At 71.6% G+C, this 17,497-nt stretch carries 16 protein-coding genes; 7 read left to right on the top strand and 9 right to left on the bottom strand.

Annotated features, from left to right (window positions below; all coding sequences use genetic code 11):
- Window positions 1-2 precede the first annotated feature (2 nt).
- Window positions 3-359 (bottom strand): hypothetical protein, encoded by a 357-nt coding sequence (locus P9K36_RS12820; RefSeq protein ID WP_278307132.1) that lies wholly within the window; start codon window positions 357-359, stop codon window positions 3-5.
- Window positions 360-611: 252 nt separating this feature from the next.
- Here P9K36_RS12820 and rpsM point away from each other — a divergent pair, with 252 nt between their 5' ends.
- The 5 genes from rpsM to rplQ all read left to right on the top strand — a co-directional run bounded on the left by rpsM (window position 612) and on the right by rplQ (window position 4,188).
- The gene (gene rpsM / locus P9K36_RS12815) at window positions 612-980 is read left to right on the top strand and encodes a 30S ribosomal protein S13 (RefSeq protein WP_010686168.1); all 369 of its coding nucleotides are present in this window, start codon (window positions 612-614) and stop codon (window positions 978-980) included.
- 172 nt (window positions 981-1,152) lie between these two features.
- On the top strand, window positions 1,153-1,542 hold the full coding sequence (gene rpsK, locus P9K36_RS12810) for a 30S ribosomal protein S11 (protein ID WP_010686167.1): 390 nt from the start codon (window positions 1,153-1,155) through the stop codon (window positions 1,540-1,542).
- 34 nt (window positions 1,543-1,576) lie between these two features.
- Complete coding sequence (locus tag P9K36_RS12805; protein WP_043355054.1) at window positions 1,577-2,449, top strand: MBL fold metallo-hydrolase; 873 nt, start codon at window positions 1,577-1,579, stop codon at window positions 2,447-2,449.
- 108 nt (window positions 2,450-2,557) lie between these two features.
- The gene (locus P9K36_RS12800; RefSeq protein WP_010686165.1) at window positions 2,558-3,577 is read left to right on the top strand and encodes a DNA-directed RNA polymerase subunit alpha; all 1,020 of its coding nucleotides are present in this window, start codon (window positions 2,558-2,560) and stop codon (window positions 3,575-3,577) included.
- A gap of 200 nt (window positions 3,578-3,777) precedes the next feature.
- On the top strand, window positions 3,778-4,188 hold the full coding sequence (gene rplQ / locus P9K36_RS12795) for a 50S ribosomal protein L17 (RefSeq protein ID WP_043355049.1): 411 nt from the start codon (window positions 3,778-3,780) through the stop codon (window positions 4,186-4,188).
- 477 nt (window positions 4,189-4,665) lie between these two features.
- On the opposite strand, the gene P9K36_RS12790 is transcribed toward rplQ, so the two are convergent.
- Genes P9K36_RS12790 through P9K36_RS12755 form a run of 8 tightly spaced genes read right to left on the bottom strand, consistent with a single transcriptional unit; the run spans window position 4,666 to window position 15,916 of the window.
- Window positions 4,666-6,552, bottom strand: coding sequence for a response regulator (locus tag P9K36_RS12790; protein ID WP_043355050.1), 1,887 nt, complete (start codon window positions 6,550-6,552; stop codon window positions 4,666-4,668).
- Window positions 6,545-8,266, bottom strand: a complete 1,722-nt coding sequence (locus P9K36_RS12785; protein ID WP_043387375.1) for a response regulator — start codon at window positions 8,264-8,266, stop codon at window positions 6,545-6,547. Before P9K36_RS12785 ends, P9K36_RS12790 begins: the two co-directional genes overlap by 8 nt.
- A complete protein-coding gene (gene cheB, locus P9K36_RS12780; RefSeq protein WP_043387373.1) occupies window positions 8,263-9,330 on the bottom strand; it encodes a chemotaxis-specific protein-glutamate methyltransferase CheB in 1,068 nt (355 codons plus the stop codon). Before cheB ends, P9K36_RS12785 begins: the two co-directional genes overlap by 4 nt.
- Window positions 9,327-11,567 (bottom strand): response regulator, encoded by a 2,241-nt coding sequence (locus tag P9K36_RS12775; RefSeq protein WP_043757440.1) that lies wholly within the window; start codon window positions 11,565-11,567, stop codon window positions 9,327-9,329. The genes cheB and P9K36_RS12775 overlap by 4 nt, the downstream gene beginning before the upstream one ends.
- Window positions 11,568-11,580: 13 nt before the next feature.
- A complete protein-coding gene (locus P9K36_RS12770; RefSeq protein ID WP_043757437.1) occupies window positions 11,581-13,254 on the bottom strand; it encodes a methyl-accepting chemotaxis protein in 1,674 nt (557 codons plus the stop codon).
- Window positions 13,255-13,291: 37 nt separating this feature from the next.
- Window positions 13,292-13,864 carry a chemotaxis protein CheW gene (locus P9K36_RS12765; RefSeq protein ID WP_043352543.1) on the bottom strand — a complete coding sequence of 191 codons (573 nt, stop codon included), beginning with the start codon at window positions 13,862-13,864 and terminating at the stop codon, window positions 13,292-13,294.
- Window positions 13,864-15,414, bottom strand: coding sequence for a protein-glutamate O-methyltransferase CheR (locus P9K36_RS12760; RefSeq protein WP_111473918.1), 1,551 nt, complete (start codon window positions 15,412-15,414; stop codon window positions 13,864-13,866). The genes P9K36_RS12765 and P9K36_RS12760 overlap by 1 nt, the downstream gene beginning before the upstream one ends.
- Window positions 15,415-15,421: 7 nt before the next feature.
- The gene (locus P9K36_RS12755) at window positions 15,422-15,916 is read right to left on the bottom strand and encodes a chemotaxis protein CheW (RefSeq protein ID WP_043352540.1); all 495 of its coding nucleotides are present in this window, start codon (window positions 15,914-15,916) and stop codon (window positions 15,422-15,424) included.
- Between the two features lie 206 nt (window positions 15,917-16,122).
- Between P9K36_RS12755 and P9K36_RS12750 the strand changes: the two genes are divergently transcribed.
- Window positions 16,123-16,368: a hypothetical protein gene (locus P9K36_RS12750; RefSeq protein WP_051044842.1), complete on the top strand. Its 246-nt coding sequence runs from the start codon at window positions 16,123-16,125 to the stop codon at window positions 16,366-16,368.
- Window positions 16,369-16,637: 269 nt separating this feature from the next.
- The gene (locus P9K36_RS12745; RefSeq protein WP_043352536.1) at window positions 16,638-17,459 is read left to right on the top strand and encodes a DeoR family transcriptional regulator; all 822 of its coding nucleotides are present in this window, start codon (window positions 16,638-16,640) and stop codon (window positions 17,457-17,459) included.
- Window positions 17,460-17,497: the final 38 nt, after the last annotated feature.

Genomic DNA, 17,497 nt, shown 5'->3' with positions numbered 1-17,497 from the left:
CGTCAGACCCGCCCTTCGCGACGCAGGCTCCCGAAGAAGTTGGCGATGTCCATCTGAAGCGAGCGGTGGCCGAACATGCGGAACGGGTAGCCCTCGTCGGTGCCGATGCGCAGCTCGATCATCGCCGTCATCGGGTTGTAGCGGAAGACCATGCGGTGCCCGGCGAAGGTCGCCCAGAGCAGGGGCGGCCCGTCATCCGCGCTCTGGAGCGCCACGGAGCCGGGCTCCGCTTCGGCGAGGATGCCGCCGATCACCGCGAGCGTCACCGGCAGGACCTCGTCCAGGGTTTCCTCGGCGGCCCGCAACACCGAATCGGCGAAGGCCCGGAGCGTTGCGCCGTCGCTGGTCAGAACCGCCATCTTGGCTCCTCGATCATCTCGGCCCGGGTCCCGCACGCGGCGCATGACGGGACGCGGCCATGCCTGACGGTCGTTGACATCGGGCCGCCCGCGCGCTAGCAGGCCCTCCTTCGTCCAACCGAACGATGGTCCGAGGTGCCCTGTCCAGGGCCGCCCGCGGGCCGCGTCGCCGTTTCACGTGCGCAGGGGCCGGCCTCCACCGGACGCGCGCGACACCTGCCCGGATCCCCGGGCCTGACATGGAGAGTGATCGTGGCCCGTATCGCAGGCGTCAACATCCCGACCAACAAGCGCGTCGTCATCGCGCTTCAGTACATCCACGGCATCGGCGCCAAGAAGGCCGAGGAGATCACCCAGAAGGTGAACATCCCCGCCGAACGTCGGGTCAACCAGCTGACCGACGCCGAGGTTCTCTCGATCCGCGAGACGATCGACCGCGACTACCTGGTCGAAGGCGATCTGCGCCGCGAAGTGTCGATGAACATCAAGCGCCTGATGGATCTCGGCGCCTATCGCGGCCTGCGTCACCGCAAGCAGCTACCGGTCCGCGGCCAGCGCACACACACCAACGCCCGCACCCGCAAGGGCAAGGCGAAGCCGATCGCCGGCAAGAAGAAGTAATCTTTTGGGATCGGGGGGTCGGGCTTCGCTCGGCCTCCATTCCGTCCCGCTGGGCGCCCCATGAGGCGCCCGGCTCTGGCTCGCCAGCCCTGCACGGGCCAAGCGGCCAAGTCCCAAGAAGAATCCCGAGCGCCTGGTGTTACGGGCGTGCCTGAAGGAAGAGTGAGAACAGATGGCTAAGGAACCGCAACGCGTCCGCCGCCGCGAGCGCAAGAACATCGTGTCGGGCGTCGCCCACGTGAACGCCTCGTTCAACAACACGATGATCACCATCACGGACGCGCAGGGCAACACGATCTCGTGGTCGTCCGCCGGCGCCATGGGCTTCAAGGGCTCGCGGAAGTCGACCCCGTACGCCGCCCAGGTTGCCGCCGAGGATGCCGGCCGCAAGGCCGCCGAGCACGGCATGCGCACCCTTGAGGTCGAGGTGTCGGGTCCCGGTTCGGGCCGCGAGTCGGCGCTGCGCGCCCTCCAGGCCGCGGGCTTCACGGTGACCTCGATCCGCGACGTCACCTCGATCCCGCACAACGGCTGCCGGCCGCGCAAGCGTCGCCGCGTCTGATCCGCGCCGGAGAAGCCTTTTGACGGAGAAGCTCATGACGGGATCGAAGCCGCTTCCGGGCGTGCTGCGTTGGAACCTCGGCGACCTTACGGTCACCGCGCTCAACGACGGCTGGTTTCAGGCCAGCCTCGATCTCGTCACGGGGATCTCCCAGGAGGAGGCCGGGCGGCTACAGGTGGCGGGCTTCCGCACCGAGCAGCCCAAGATCACGCTGAACGCCTTCCTGATCACCGGCGCCGGCCGCAAGCCGGTGCTGATCGATACGGGCTATGGCGATCTGGCTCCGGCCGAGACCCTCGGCCGGGCCGGCGCGGCGCTGGCGCTCACGGGCGTCAAGCCGGAGGAGATCGAAACCGTTCTCGTCACCCACCTGCATCCCGACCATGTGGGCGGGCTCGTGAAGGACGGTGCGGCCCGATACCCGAACGCCGAGATCGTGGTTCACGCCGACGAGGCGGCCCACTGGCTGCCGGACGAGGCCCTGTCGCGGGCGCCGGATGCGGCCAAGCCGTATTTCGAGGGCGCCCGGAAGGCCGTGGCGCCCTATGCCAAGCGGATGCGGGAGCATCGGGGTGGCGAGGTTCTGCCCGGCATTACCGCACTCCATCTGCCCGGCCATACGCCGGGCCATTGCGGTTTCCGCATCGTCTCCGGTGGACAGTCGCTGCTGATGTGGACGGATGTGGTGCACCTGCCGGCGATCCAGTTCAAGAACCCGCAGGCGGGTGTGGGCTTCGACGTCGACGGAGATCAGGCGCGGGAGACGCGCAAGAAGATCATGGACGCGGTGGCGAGCGAGCGGACCTTCATCGCCGGCTCGCATCTCGAATTCCCGGCGCTCGGCTACGTGGATCGGGACGGGGCGGGATACAGCTTCGTTCCGGCACTCTGGGTCGGCGGCGAGTAACGGCAAACACGGATTCAGGGACCGTTCGGGGCGCCAAGGGGCGGCGCCGAACGGCCGAAGCGCGGGAACGGGCGTCGCGGATCCCGGGCATGGACGAGAGGTAGGATCGTGGTCATTCAGAAGAATTGGCAGGAACTGATCAAGCCGAACAAGCTGCAGGTCACGACCGGCGACGACCCCAAGCGGGTCGCGACCGTCGTCGCCGAGCCGCTCGAGCGCGGCTTCGGCACGACGCTGGGCAACGCCCTGCGCCGGGTGCTCCTGTCGTCGCTCCAGGGCGCGGCCGTGACCTCGGTGCAGATCGACGGCGTGCTGCACGAGTTCTCGTCGATCCCCGGCGTGCGCGAGGACGTGACCGACATCGTCCTCAACATCAAGACCATCGCCATCCGCTCGCAGACGGACGCGCCCAAGCGCATGACCCTGCGCAAGACCGGCCCGGGCCTCGTCACGGCCGGCGACATCGGCACGGTCGGCGACATCCAGATCCTGAACCCCGACCTCGTGATCTGCACGCTGGACGACGGCGCCGAGATCCGGATGGAGTTCACGGTCGCCACCGGCAAGGGCTACGTCCCGGCTGAGCGCAACCGCCCCGAGGACGCCCCGATCGGCCTGATCCCGGTCGACTCGCTGTTCTCGCCGGTCACCAAGGTCAGCTACCGCGTCGAGACGACCCGCGAGGGCCAGGATCTCGACAAGGACAAGCTCACCATGACGGTGGAGACCAACGGCGCGGTCTCGCCGGAGGATGCGCTGGCCTATGCCGCCCGCATCATCCAGGACCAGCTGCAGGTCTTCGTGAACTTCGAGGATCCGCGCAAGGAAGAGGCCGCGCCGCTCGCGCCGCAGCTGCCCTTCAACCCGGCGCTGCTTAAGAAGGTGGACGAGCTGGAGCTGTCGGTCCGTTCGGCGAACTGCCTGAAGAACGACAACATCGTCTATATCGGCGACCTCATCCAGAAGTCCGAGGGCGAGATGCTGCGGACCCCGAACTTCGGCCGCAAGTCGCTCAACGAGATCAAGGAAGTGCTCGCCGGCATGGGCCTGCACCTCGGCATGGACATCCCCGGCTGGCCGCCGGAGAACATCGAGGACCTCGCCAAGCGCTTCGAGGAGCACTACTGAGAGGCGAAGCCGCCTCGGGCTGAACGGGGCGGCGCTGTACGGCGCCGTCGGTTCGGCCGGTCCAGACCCGGGACTTCGCCGAGCCGACGCGAGGTCCCGAAAGAATCCCGCCGCAGGGTCATGCGGAATCAACCGCCCCGATTTCGGGGCACCCGGCCGTACCGTGGCACGGCGGCCGAGACGAAAAGGAAGCCAGCACCATGCGTCACGGTTATCGCGGCCGCCGTTTCAACCGCACCGCCGAGCATCGCAAGGCGATGTTCGCCAACATGTCGGTCGCTCTGCTCAAGCACGAGCAGATCATCACGACCCTGCCGAAGGCCAAGGATCTGCGCCCGGTGGTGGAGAAGCTGATCACGCTCGGCCGCATCGACAGCGTTCACACCCGTCGTCTCGCCATGGCGCAGCTGCGCGATGCCGACATGGTCAAGAAGCTCTTCACCGTGCTCGGCCCGCGCTACAAGGGCCGTCCGGGCGGCTATTGCCGCATCATGAAGGCCGGCTTCCGCCAGGGTGACAACGCCCCGATGGCCGTGATCGAGTTCGTCGATCGCGACGTCGAGGCCCGCGGCAAGGATTCCGGTCCGAGCCAGGTCGCCGAGGCCGCCTGATCCCTCGAAGGGCGTTCCGACGCTCCCGATGTCTGAGAAGCCGTCCCGGCTCATCCGGGGCGGCTTCTTGCGTTTCGCGTCCTGGCGAGCGGAGCGAAGCAATCCAAGGCAGCGCGCGGTCTCAAGCTGTCGCGTGTCCCTGGGTCGCTCCGCTCGCGATGAGGATGCGCGAGTCATAAAAAAAAACCCGCCGGCTCGCGCCGACGGGTCTGTAGCAGGGTCCACGTCTCGGATGGTCGCGGGAGCTCGCCCTGGCGGCCCGTATCGGACGGGCCGGGAACTCGACCGCGCCGCGTTCCGAAAACCCCTATCCCTGCCGGAACTCGTCCGGTGGACCGTCCTGGTCCAGATCGTTGTCACGCCTGCGGCGCGGGAAGATGCCGTGATTGCTCATGGTCCACCTCCTCTTCGTAACCCGGAGCCATCGGGCTCCACGGAGAGAGAATGAGCCGGCAACCGGTTGGTTGCAAGCCCCCCTCAGACGGAGGTCCCGACCGCACCCTCCAGCAGCGTGGCGACCCGGGCCGCGAGATCGGCCGAGCGGAACGGCTTGGCGAGCACCGGCAGGTCCTCGGGGATCTGCATCGCATCGGCGTGGCCCGTGAGGATCAGGACCGGCATGTGCGGATCCCGGTCGCGGATCTCGGCGGCCAGCTCGATGCCGCTCATGCCGGGCATGGCCAGATCGGCCACGACGATGTCGTAGCGGTCCCCCTGGAGAAGCCGGAGCGCAGCCTCGCCATCGCCGGCCTCCGTGGTGCTGTGGCCGAATCCGGTCAGGAAGGAGGCCGTCACGTGCCGCACCTGCGGGTCGTCGTCGACGATGAGGACGCGGGCGCGCCGGCCGGCGACCGGGGCGGCACCGGACGCCTCGGCGGCCTGCTCGGGGGCTTGATCGGCGAAGGGCAGAGCCAGCTCGACACGGGTACCGCGCCCGACCACGCTGTCGATCACCAGCCGGCCCTTGGATTGCTGTGCGAGGCCGAACACCATGGCGAGCCCGAGCCCCGTCCCCTGGCCGACCGCCTTGGTTGTGAAGAACGGCTCGCAGACCCGGCGCAGGATCTCCTCCGGTATGCCGGTGCCCTCGTCGGTGACGCTGATGCCCAGATAGGTGCCGTCGGCGATCTCGGGATCGCCGCCGATGCTGAGTTGCCGGGTCGCCACCGTGATGGCGCCCCCGTCCGGCATGGCGTCCCGGGCGTTGATGCAGAGGTTGAGCACGGCGAGTTCGAGCTGGTCCGGATCGACCTGGACCGCCGCAAGACCCTCCTCGAGGTCGGTCCGGACCGTGACGAGGCCGCCGAGGCTGCGCCCGAACAGGTCGCTCATCCCGGTGATCAGGGTGTTCACGTCGACGGCCCGTGCCTGGAGGTCGTGGGCACGGCTGAAGCTGAGGAGGCGCTTCGTCAGGGACGCGCCGCGTTCGGCGGCTCCGCGGGCGTTCTCGATCAGCCGCTGGACCCGCGGTTGGTCGGCAACCTTCGGGGCGGCGAGTTCGAGGCTGCCGAGGATCGCGGTCAGGAGATTGTTGAAATCGTGCGCGATGCCCCCCGCGAGGGTGCCCAGCGCCTGCATCTTGTCCGATTGCCGCAGCCGGGCCTCCAGGGTCCGCTGCTCGGTCACGTCGCGCTCGATCATCGCGAGGTGGCTGATCGAGCCGCCGGCGTCGCGGATCGGCACGCGCGTCACGTGGCTCCACTGCTCGGCCCCCGTCGGGCCATCGCTGATGAGGCTCTCGGCCACCGCCCCGGAGCGGATCGCCGCCTCGTCCGCCGCCGTCACCGGAGCCGCCTTCGGGCCGAGGAGCTCGCCCTCGCGCCGCCCGAGGCAGGCGGCGATGTCGTGGCCGAGGAGGGCGGCCTTGCGGGCGTTCAGCCGCACGAACCGGCCCTGGGCGTCCTTGAAGCTGATCGCGTCCTGGGCGTGGTCGAGGAGGCCGCGCAGGAGCGCCCGCTCGGTGGCGAGGTCCCGGCCGAGGCTATGGCGCTCGAAGGCCTGCCGGACGGTGGAGCGCAGCAGGCCGGCATCCCAGGGCTTGGTGACGTAACCGACGATGCCGCCGCGGTTGAGGGCGGCGATCACCGCGGTGATGTCGGCGTAGCCGGTCAGCAGGATCGCCTGCGCGTCGTGAAAGGTCCGGGCCTCGGCGAGGAGCGCGTCGCCGGTCAGGCCGGGCATGCGCTGGTCGGAGAGCACGACGGCGATGTCGGGCTCGGCGCGCAGGATCTCCAGCGCCTCCGCCGGGCGCGAGGTCGTCAGCACCCGGTAGGACTCCTCGAACAGGTCCTCCAGGGCGATCAGGATATCCGGCTCGTCGTCGACGGCCAGGATCGTCCCTACACCTGCCGTACCGTCACTCATGCACTGGCGCCTGCCGCGGGATCCCGATCACGAAGCAGGCTCCCCCACCCGGGGCCGTCTCCACGGTGAGCGAGCCGCTATGCGCTTGAACGACGCTGTATGCAATCGCAAGACCCAGACCGGTACCGGACCCCACCGGTTTCGTCGTGAAGAACGGCTCGAAGATCTTCTCCCGCAACGTATCCGGGATTCCGGGACCGGTATCGCTGATACGGATCTCGTCGAACTCTGGGCTCGACTGGGTCGTGATCCGGATCGTGCCGCCCTCCGGCATCGCGTCGGCGGCGTTGCCCAGGATGTTCATCACCACCTGATTGAGCAGCGCCGGGGTGCAGTGGATCTCGGCGCGCCCCGCGAAGCTGCGCTCCACGGCGATCCGGTCGCCGAGCTTGTGCTGGATCAGGGCCAGCACCGTCTCGATCGCCTCCGGGACGTTGACCAGGGCACGTTCGCCCTCGTCGAGGCGCGAGAACTTCCGCAGGTTCAGCACGAGATCCTGGATCCGGGTCAGCCCCATCCGCATCGAGCCGACCCGTTGCCGGGCCTTGTCGACGGCGCGGGCGGCCGCGTCCGGCGCGGCATCCGGCAATTCGCCGAGCAGGCGTTCGACCGTGCCCTGATGGGCCAGGATGAAGGCCAGCGGGTTGTTGATCTCGTGCGCGATGCCGGCCACCAGTTCGCCCAGCGACGCCATCTTGGCGGCCTGGACGAGCTTGGACTGCGCCTCGGTGAGTTGGCGATTGGCGTCGGCGAGGTCGCGGTTGGCGCGCTCCAGGGCGTCGGCGAGCCCGGCCCGCGCCTCGGCCGCCTCGGCCTCGGCGCGGGCGCGCTCCACCGCCCGCTCGCGCTCGCCGAACTGGCCGGCGATGCGCCGGTCATCCTCCTCCAGCAGGCGCCGCCGCACGAAGCCGCGCACCCGCAGCGCCAGGACCTCGGCATCGGTCTTCGAGACCACGTCGTCGGCCCCGGCCGCGTAGGCTTCGACGAGGAAAGTCTTGGCCGGATCGCTGCCGGCGATCCCGACGAGGTGGAAGCCCGCACCCGCCGCCTGGCCGGAGCGCCGCTCGCTGATCACCTGGCACAGGGCGAGGCCGTCATAGGCGTGGCCCAGGAGATCGACCGTCACGCAGTCGAAGGCCTCGGCGCCGGCCGCCGCGTCCAGGGCGGCCAGCGCCGCGTCCGGCCCGTCGGCGCTGACCACGTGATGGCCGTCCTGGCCCATCAGGCCGGCGAGGAAGGTCCGGTACGTCGCGCTCCCGTCGATCACCAGGATCCGCCCGCGCCGGAACGCGGCCGCACCCGGGCCCTCGCCCTCGCTCGCGGGGCGACGCTCGCGCAGCAGGGCGCGGATCCGCAGGATCATGAGGTCGCGATCGGCGGATTTCGGCAGGTAGGCGTCGGCGCCGCTCTCGAGGCCCTGACGCTCGCCCCCGCTGCCGCCGGTCAGCATCAGGACGGGGAGGGCCCGGGTGCGCAGGGACAGGCGCATCTGCCGGATCAGCTCGTCGCCGTTCATGCCCGGCAGGTGATAGTCGGCCACCACGAGATCGGGCTGGCTGCGGTTGAGGTGGTCGAGGGCGGTCTCGGCGGAGGCGCAGCGCTCCACGGCGAATCCATGCGCCTCCAGGAGCAGACGCAGCTCCAGGGCCTGCGTCTCCGAATCCTCGACGAGCAGGATCCGGGCCGGCACCTCAACCGTGCCGGCCTCGATCACGGCCGAGCCCCCCCGTCCACGAGGCGCAGGACGTGGTCGGCGATGCGGTCGAGGGGGAGAACGGCCCGGGCGGCCCCGAGCCGTACGGCCGCCGCCGGCATGCCGTAGACGACCGCGGTGCTCTCATGCTCGGCGACGGTCTGGGCGCCGGCCTTCTGCATGTCGGCGAGACCGATGGCTCCGTCCTCGCCCATGCCGGTGAGCAGCACGCCGATGCCGGAGGCTCCGGATTGCCGGGCCATGGACCGGAACAGCACGGTGGCGGCGGGGCGCTGGCCCGAGACCGGCGCGGAGTCGATCACCCGCAGGATCCGGCCGGAGCCGATCTCCAGGTGGCGGTCGCCCGGAGCCACGTAGACGCGGCCGGCTTCGGCCCGCTCCCCGTCCCGGGCCAGCGCCACCGGCAGGGTCACGACGCTGTCGAGCCAGCTGGCGAACCCGTCCATGAAGGCCGCCCCCATGTGCTGGACCACCAGCACCGGCAGCGGGAAATCCTGGGGCAGGGCGCCGATCACCCGCGCCAGCGCCGGGGGGCCGCCCGTCGAGGCGGCGATGCCCAGGAGGCTCGGCGCCTGCCCGGTCAGCTCGGCCGGCGGCGCGTGGGGCGCAGCGACGGCACGGCCCGCCCATTCGGTGCCGATCGGGCGGCGGCGGATGACCGGAACCTGGGCCATGATCCGCAGCTGCGTGCAGATTTCGCCGGCCACGCCCTCATAGCCGGCATGGGTCGTGGCCACCGGCTTCTCGACCACCGACAGGGCCCCGGCCCGCAGCGCGTTCATGGAGATGCGCAGCGAGGAATCCTCGACCGAATCCGCCACGACGACGATCGGTGTCGGGTGCTCGGCCATGATCCGGCGGGTCGTCTCGAGGCCGTCGATGCCCGGAAGGCGGATATCCATCGAGATCACGTCCGGCCGCACGGTCCGGAGCTTGTCGAGGGCCTCCTCGCCGGAGGCGACCGCGGCCACGAGTTCGAGGCGGGGATCGCGGGAGACGATGTGGCGCAGCAGCTCGCGCACCACGAGGCTGTCCTCCACGAGCATCACACGGACGGGGGTCATAGGAGCTGCCCGATCGTATCCAGCAACTGGCGCTGGTCGAACTTCTGCTTGGTGAGGTAGGCGTCGGCGCCGAGATCCAGGCCCCGGGCGACGTCGGCGGCATCCCCGCGGGAGGTCATCAGGATCGTCGGAAGCCGGGCGAAGCGCTCGTCGGCCCGGAGGGCCTTGAGCAGGCCGAACCCGTCGAGCCGTGGCATCTCCACGTCGGCGAGGACCAGGTCCACGGGCTCGATCTCGGCGCGCAGCCGTTCGAGGGCATCCTGCCCGTCGACGCAAACGACCACACGGTAGCCGGCGGCTTCCAAGATGCCCTTCTCCAAGGTCCGGGTGGTGATCGAATCGTCGACGACCAGAATCGTTGCGCGGGCGGATGCGCGCGGCGACACGGGAGTCGTCGAACGTTGAGCCGGCCCCATCGTTCCGAGCGACCCGCCCGGCGCCCCGGCCAGGGCGCGAACCGCGATCCCCTCGGGATCGAGGACCAGGACCGGCACGTCCCCGTGCAGGACCGCCGTGCCGGCGATCAGGCCCGGATCGGCCCCGAAGGCGGGCGCGGGCAGGACCAGGAACGGACGGACGTCGTGCAGACGATCGACCGAAAGGGCCAGACGGCCGCCGCGGGTCCGCAGCACCACGGCGGTCAGCATGCCGGGATCGGCGGGATCGGCCGACTGTCCGAGGATCGCGGCGAGGTCCGTGACCGGGTGGCTCGTCGCCGCATCCCCCTCACCGAGCCGCAGGATCGTCCGCCCCATCGCGACCGGGAGTTCGCCGCGCTTGAGGCGCAGGAGGCGCTCCACGGCGCCCCCCGGCAGCGCGTAGCTGCGCCCGGCCGCCTCGACCAGCAGCAGGCTGCGCCGGGCCGCCGAGAGCGGCAGGCTGAAGATCAGGGCGGTGCCGGCCGGATCGCGCGGCTCCAGGCGGACGCTGCCCATGAGCTGGCGGGCGGCGTCCGCGGCGACCGAGAGGCCGTAGCCGCGCCCCGACAGGGTATCGACCGCCTCGGCGGTGGAGAAGCCGGGCTCGAAGACGAGGCGCAGCAGGGTCTCCGGGTCGGCGGCGGCCGCGGGGCCGAGGAGGCCGCGGGCCCGGGCCGCCGCCTCGATCCGGGCGAGGTCCGGCCCGGGCCCATCGTCGAAGACGGTGACCTGAAGGCGGGAGCCCTGCACTGCGACCGCGAGCCCGAGGCCCAGGGCCTCCGGCTTGCCGGCCGCGCGCCGCACCTCCGGCGCCTCCCAGCCGTGGCTGAGGGCGTTGCGGAGGGCGTGGAGCAGCGGATCCTTCAGGGCCTGCAGCGTGCCACGCTCCACCGGCAGGTCGAGGCCCCGCAGGTCGATATCGACCTCGCGGCCCTGCTCCCGGGCCGTCTCGCGCAGCGACCGGGCCAGCGGCGCCAGCACGGTCTCGGCCGGCACCAGGGCGAGGCGCTCGGCGGCGGCCCGGACGCGGGTCGCCGCCCCCTCGACCGCGCTGGTCGCAGAAGCTTGGCGCCGCGACAGATCCGCGGCCTCCCGGGCGAAAGCGTCGGCGCGGGCCGCGAAGGCGCGCCATTCGGGCCGCTCCGCGCCGGCCCCGGCGGCGATGGTCTCCGCGCCGAGGCGCAGGTCGCGGGCGAGGCGGGCGAGGCGGGCGAGGCCGTCGGCTGCGGGCGCTTGGCCCGCCAGGGTGCTGGCCAGATCGTGGCTCGCCCGGGCCAGCGCCTCGACGGCGTCCGCCGGCACCCGCAGGATGGCGGCGGAGGCTTCGGCCGGCTCGGGGGCCGGCTTCGGCGCAGGCGCGGCCGGTGACGGGGTCGGTGACGGGGCCGATGGCATGGCGGGCGGGCTCGGGGCCGGAGCCGACGCCGGGCCGGGCGGCGGCGTTTCCCCGGGCAGATCGAGGAGGCGCCCGAGCGCCGCCAGGGCATCGGGCGGCATCTCCGGGCCGGCCCCGTCCGTGAGGCCGGCGACGTAGGACTCGATCCGGTCGAGGACGAGGTGGACGGCGTTGGCCGCCTCGCGGTCGAGGGCGGTGGCGCCGGTGCGCACGCCCTCGAACAGGGTCTCGAGGCGGTGGGCGACCGCCTCGACCGCGGGGAGGTCGACGGCGCGCGCCGCCCCCTTCAGGCTGTGGGCCCGGCGGAAGACGTCGTTCCAATCCGGCGTGGCGCTGCCGAGCGCCCCGCGGATCGCCGTGACGTGCTCCCGATGCTCCACATCGAAGGCGGCGAGCAGGAGCTTGCGGATGTCCTCGGCCAAGGGGCGCGCCGCCTCAGTTCCGGTAGCGTTCGGCGAGGGCCATGAGGGCCTGGGCGAGCTCGGTGAGGTTCGCGGAGGCGGCCTCGACCTGCCGGGTGCCGGCCGCGGTCTGCTGGCTGGCCTGGCGGATGTTCTGGAGCGCGCCCATCACCTGCTCGATGCCGAGCTGCTGCTGGTTGGTCGAGGCGACGATCTGCTGGAAGGTCTGGACGTTCTCCTCCACCCGGGCGGTGATCTCCTCGATGGTCCGCTGCGTCGTGTCCGAGCGCGTCTTGCCGGCGGCGGCGCGCTTGACCGCCTCCTCGGTGAGCATCACCGAGGTGTTGATGCCCCGCTGGATCTCGCCCAGGATCCCCCGCACCTGGCCGGTGGCCGCCTTGGCCTGATCGGCCAGGAGCTTCATCTCGGAGGCGACCACCGCGAAGCTGCGCCCGCTCTCGCCGGCCGCCGCCGCCTCGATGGCGGCGTTGAGCGCCAGCAGGTGCGTGCGCTCCGAGATGTCGTTGACCGTCTCGATGATGTCGCCGATCGTCTGGGTCTTCTCCGACAGGCTGACGATGTTGCCGGCCACCGCCTCCGCCTGCTCGCGGATCGCCTCCATGGCCTTGGCGGTGTCGGACACGGCGCGCAGGCCCTGGCGGGAGGTCTGCGCGGTCGCCTGGGCGGTGGCGATCACCTCGGTGGCCCGCTTGCTGATCTGCGCGCCCGAATGGGTGATCTCGTCGACCGTGGCCGCCGTCTCCTGCACCGCCGCGAATTGCTGCTCCACCGAGGCCGCCTGCTCCTGCGCCGAGGCGCGGATCTCCGCCGCCGCCGCGTTCAGATCCGCCGTCGCCGCCCGGTTGGTCCGCGCCAGATCCGACAGACCCGCAACCATCGTGTTGAGACGCGCGGAGAGCTGACCGATCTCGTCGCGGCCGCCCGCCGTCAGCTGGCCGGACAGGTCGCCCTCGCCGACGCGGGCGACGAAGGCCATGACCGATTCGAGGGGGCGCACCACCGCGCGGCTGATCAGCCACGTGATCAGGAGCGCCAGCAGCACCGAGGCGCCCAGGGTCAGGTAGATCGAGAGGCGCGAGCGCTCGTAGACCGCCTGCGCGGCGCGCTGGCCCAGGGCCATGCTGCCGTCGAGTTGCGACCGGAGGTTCTTGATCCCGTCGAGGAAGGGCGCCTGCAGGCGGCTGATCTCCGCGTTGCGGGCCTCGACCGCCGCGACATCCTGCTGGGCGATGGCGGCGAACTGCGCTTCGCCCTGGGCCTTGACCTCGCGGAAGAAGCCCTGGACCGTGTTCGCCGCGGCGGCGATGCGGTCCCAGGCCGCGATGCGCTCGGCGGAAATCCCCTGCGCCCGGTACTCGCCGGCGAGCTGGATCGTCGTGGCGAGCCGGTTCTCCACCTGGGCCGCGGTCTGGCGCCAGGCCGTGAGGGTCTCGCCGGTCTGGGCCGGGCGGCCCTGAGCCTGCATCAGCATCCCGATCACGGCGGTGCGGCGCAGGAGACCGAGATCGCGCGCCTCGTTCCCGAGATCGTCGAGCTGGCGCAGGACCGTCATGTCCCGCCGGACGATCGCGTCGGTCGTGTCGCGCACCGCTCCGATCTGCTCAAGGGCGTAGAGCCCGAGCGCCACCACCACGGCGGTGATGGCGAAGAAGCCGAGAAGGATGCGTTTTCCGATCGAGAGCGACACGGGCGGGGAGGGCTCCGGTTGGGGCAGGCGGCCCGTTTCAGGGCAGGGCGCGGCGCAGGAGACGGGGGAGGTCGATGACGACGAAGTCGGGGCGGCCGTCGCCGACCGCTCCGGAGGCGGAGCCCGGCGCATAGACCGAAGCGGCCTCGTTGCCCAAGCCGTCGGGATCGACCGCGGCCTCGCCGGAGGCGGCGACCCGGGCGATGCCGAGCACGCGGTCCACCGCGAGGGCGAGGGGCTGCGGATGGGGCCCGCGCAGCACGATCAGATGACCCTCCGACCCCGCATCCGATGCCGCGTCGGGCCGGCCGAGAGCCCGGGCGAGGCTGAGGACCCCGACGATCCGCCCGGACAGGGCGATGAGGCCGTCCAGCGCCGGCACCGCGCCGGGCATCGGCGTGCAGGGGCGTGACGGGAGGACCTGCGCGACGGCTGCCAGGGGCAGGCCATAACGCTCGCTGCCGCAGGCGCAGACGAGCTGGTCGATGTCCAGGCCGGCGGCCGCCGCGACCGCACCGCGGCGGGCGAGGGCGACCGCGCGCTCGGCGCGCAGATCCCGCTCCGGCCGCGTCCGCGGCCGGGCCTCCTGCGCACTCGGGCGTGCCCCCATCAGGACCTCCTGCTGTCGGTGACGCCGAGCGCGGCGCGGGCCGCGGCCGCACTGGCCGCGATCTCGCCGGCGGAGGCGCCGTCGCCCTCGGGCAGCGCCGTGTCCGGCCCGAGGGCTTGACTCAAGGCGACGGCATTGTCGAGGGCGCGAACGGCCTCGTGCGGGCGCTGCAGCGCGATCAGCAGCAGGCCGAGGTGATAGTGCGCCATCACGAAGCCCCGGTCGAGGTAGAGCGCGGCCCGAAGCGCCCGCTCGGCCTCGGCGTCGCGCCCGAGGGTATGGGCCAGCAGCCCCTCGTAGAAGCGCAGGGCCGTGTCGGTCGGATCTCGATCCAGCGCGGTCCGCAGGGCCCGCCAGGCCGCGCCGGTCTCCCCGGCATCGGCGAGCGTGCGGATGCGGTCGAGCCCTCCCGCCTCCTCCTCGGCCGACCAAGCGTCCGGGGGCCCCGTCTCGGCGGAGATCGTCTCGGCGGAGATCGTCCCGGCTGCGGCATCGGCAGCCGGGTTCGGGGCGGGATCGGCAGCAGCGTCGACGGCCGCGTCGACGGCCGCGGCGGACGGGGTCGGAATCCGGCTGGGCTTCTGGCCGCACGGCTCCGCCCCCTGTGGCGCCGGACGGGGCGGATCCGCCGCCGGCACGGCGGCCAGGGCGAGCGGCGGCGCCTCGGGGCGAGGGCGGTAGGCCACGGTGCCGGGCAGGCTGACGGCGTCGAGGAAGCTCGCGAAGGCGGGACTCGGCTCGGCGTGGCCGAGCAGCAGCCACCCGTCCGGCCGCAGCCTGCGGCCCAGACCGCGCACCACGGCGGCCACCGTCCGGGCCTCGAAGTAGATCAGCACGTTCCGGCAGAGGATCAGGTCGAACGGCTCGCCCTGCGACGGAACGGGGGCGGCAAGGGTGAGCAGGTTGCCCCGCTCGAACCGGACCGGTCCGCGGAATTCCGGCCGCAGGGCGTAGCCGCCCTCGCGCCGGATGCCCGGAGCGGCCGGCAGACGGGTGAAGTAGCGCAGCCGGTCCTCCGGCGGCATCGTCCGCAGGGCCCATCGGCCGTACTCGGCGGCGCGGGCGGTGGCCAGCGCCTCGGTGCTGATATCGGTTCCGAGGATCGAGACCCGCCAGTCGGGCAGGGCATCGCCGAGCAGTTCGTGCACCAGGATCGCCAGGGAATAGGGCTCGGCCCCCGTGGAGCAGCCCGCACTCCAGATGCGCAGGACGCGTTCGGAGCCCCGGGCGGCGATCAGCGCCGGCAGGATCGTCTCGCGCAGCGCCTGGAACTGCTCGGCGTAGCGGAAGAAGAACGTCTCGCCGACGGTGATCTCGGCCTCGAGCCGGGCCCATTCCGCCTCTCCCGACGCGCCGTCAGACAGGAGACCCGCGTAAGCGGCGCAGTCGGCCACGGCCGCGGCGCGGAAGCGGCGGTGCAGCCGCTCGATCAGCAATTCGTCCTTGTCGATGTAGTAATGATGGCCGGTGCGCGCGATGATCCGCGCCTTGAGGGGCGCGTAGGCGGGATCGGCACCCAGATCGGGACGGGGACTACCCGGACGGGCCATCGCGCGGTCAGACGGAGTGCGGCAGCGCGGCGAGACGTTCGGCGGCGGCCCGCGTCAGGGCGTCGACGCGGATGCGTTCCTGCGCGGTCAGGAGACGCTCCGGCGCCAGCGCGTGGACGAGGCGCTCGCCGAGGACCAGCTCGGCGGCGACGCAGCCGTTGAGGGTATCGGCCTCCTCGGCCTGCCGGATCGCGGAGTCCGGGACGGTCATGAGATCCGCGACGCGATCGACGAGATAGGCGACGGCCTCGCCCTGCATCAGCGCGAGGTGGGCGTAGAGGCCGGGCGCCGCGACCGCCGGGCGCAGGCCCAGCAGGGTCGCCAGATCGATCACCGGAACCGGCGCGCCGCCGAGATTGAGGAAGCCGAGGAGCCAGCCTCCGGCCGCGGGGGGCGTGTGGAGATCCGGGAGCGGCAGGATCTCGGCGACCGCGCTGCGGGGCAGGGCGCAGGCCGTGCCGGCGACATCCAGCAGGAGATAGGCCGAACCGCTGCTGGCCACCGCCACCCGCTCCCCTCGTGCTCGGTCGCGGCCGGGCCGGGACGGGACGCGACATAGGCCGAGTTAACGCTCCCGGCAATTGTGCGCTGCAAGGGCGGGGACTGCGGAACCAAGTCTCGTCTGGGCCGCTTATTTTCCGACGCAGCGGCAACGCGCCTGACGAGGTGCGACGCTTTGCCTGCGCCGGTCTACGCCAGGGATTGATGATGAGGAAACTTCTGTTGGCCGCCGCGTCGCTGACGCTCCTCGCGGGCTCCGCCTACGCCCAGGGTAACTCGCCCTACAACGCCTCTGGCGCGCAGGCCGGTGGCCCGCGCGGCGGCATGGAGCGCGCCGGCGAGGCCGCCGCGATGGAGCAGGGCGCCGCTCCGGCCCAGCGTCCGATGATGCGCAAGCGCATGAAGCACAAGAAGATGATGAAGCATCACCGCCGGATGCGCCACAACATGTGATCGAAGGGCCCCAGGGCGTGCCGAAGACGGCACCGCCCGGGTGGCTTGGCCTGTCGCATGCGCGGCAGGCCTTTTTTGTGCCCGCTCGCCGGCGGGCCGGGCGTCCGCGCACCCTTGAATCATAGTTCGGACCGACGGCGGTTGCGGGCCGGCCACAGGCGGTCCAAGCTTGCGCGGCGGCCTTCGACAACGAAAAATGTTCGCAAACGAACATCGGCCGAGCACCGTTACAGCGGTGCGGCGGCCGGAGGCAACGCGAGGGAGTATCGATGTCACGACCGCTCGACCGGAGATCCGACGACAGGGTCGAGGCGACCGGCGTCGAGGGGCGACGCAGCGCCATCGTCACGGCGGTGCGGCAGCGCGGCTTCGTCACCATTGAGGCCCTGGCGACGCAGTTCGGCGTCACCGTCCAGACGATCCGCCGCGACCTCAACGAATTGAGCGCCGAGGGCCGCCTGGAGCGCTATCGCGGCGGCGGCGGCCTGCCGTCGAGCGTCGAGAACATCGACTACGCCGACCGCCGCGTCACCCTGCTGCCGGAGAAGAGCCGGATCGGCCGCCTCGCGGCGAGCCGCATCCCATCGCATTGCTCGGTCTTCATAAACATCGGCACGACCCCGGAGGCCGTCGCCCGGGAGCTGACCCGGCACGACGATCTCAGCATCATCACCAACAACCTCAACGTCGCGATCTCCCTGGCCGAGGCCACCGAGTTCCGCATCGTCGTGGCCGGCGGGACCGTGCGCAACCGCGACGGCGCCGTGCTGGGCCAGCTCACCTGCGACACCCTCAGCCAGTTCCGCGTCGACGTGGCGGTGATCGGCATCAGCGGCATCGACGCCGACGGGGCGCTCCTCGACTACGATTACGAGGAAGTCCGGGCGACGCAGACCATCCTGGCCCATGCCCGCAAGACCTTCCTGGTGGCCGACCACACCAAGTTCGGTCGTCGGCCGATGGTCCAGGTCGGGCGTCTGGAGCAGGTGGACACCTTCTTCACGGACCGGATGCCGCCGGCCGAGGTGGTCGCGCTCATGGAGCGCCAGGGTGTCACCCTCGCGGTGGCCGACAGCGCGGACGAACCGTAACGAACATCCATTTTTTCGCTTGCGAAAACACACGGCCG

Source organism: Methylobacterium sp. 391_Methyba4, from assembly GCF_029691625.1.
GTDB lineage: Bacteria > Pseudomonadota > Alphaproteobacteria > Rhizobiales > Beijerinckiaceae > Methylobacterium > Methylobacterium fujisawaense.
The sequence above is the reverse complement of the archived record's forward strand: the minus strand, read 5'-3'. Positions and strand labels throughout refer to the sequence as shown.

What these genes read in the sequence shown, in the direction of transcription:
- P9K36_RS12820 (WP_278307132.1), bottom strand. Translation starts at nt 359, where the DNA reads ATGGCGGTTCTGACCAGCGACGGCGCAACGCTCCGGGCCTTCGCCGAT.
- rpsK (WP_010686167.1), top strand. Translation starts at nt 1,153, where the DNA reads ATGGCTAAGGAACCGCAACGCGTCCGCCGCCGCGAGCGCAAGAACATC.
- P9K36_RS12805 (WP_043355054.1), top strand. Translation starts at nt 1,577, where the DNA reads ATGACGGGATCGAAGCCGCTTCCGGGCGTGCTGCGTTGGAACCTCGGC.
- rplQ (WP_043355049.1), top strand. Translation starts at nt 3,778, where the DNA reads ATGCGTCACGGTTATCGCGGCCGCCGTTTCAACCGCACCGCCGAGCAT.
- P9K36_RS12790 (WP_043355050.1), bottom strand. Translation starts at nt 6,552, where the DNA reads ATGAGTGACGGTACGGCAGGTGTAGGGACGATCCTGGCCGTCGACGAC.
- cheB (WP_043387373.1), bottom strand. Translation starts at nt 9,330, where the DNA reads ATGACCCCCGTCCGTGTGATGCTCGTGGAGGACAGCCTCGTGGTGCGC.
- P9K36_RS12765 (WP_043352543.1), bottom strand. Translation starts at nt 13,864, where the DNA reads ATGGGGGCACGCCCGAGTGCGCAGGAGGCCCGGCCGCGGACGCGGCCG.
- P9K36_RS12760 (WP_111473918.1), bottom strand. Translation starts at nt 15,414, where the DNA reads ATGGCCCGTCCGGGTAGTCCCCGTCCCGATCTGGGTGCCGATCCCGCC.
- P9K36_RS12750 (WP_051044842.1), top strand. Translation starts at nt 16,123, where the DNA reads ATGAGGAAACTTCTGTTGGCCGCCGCGTCGCTGACGCTCCTCGCGGGC.
- P9K36_RS12745 (WP_043352536.1), top strand. Translation starts at nt 16,638, where the DNA reads ATGTCACGACCGCTCGACCGGAGATCCGACGACAGGGTCGAGGCGACC.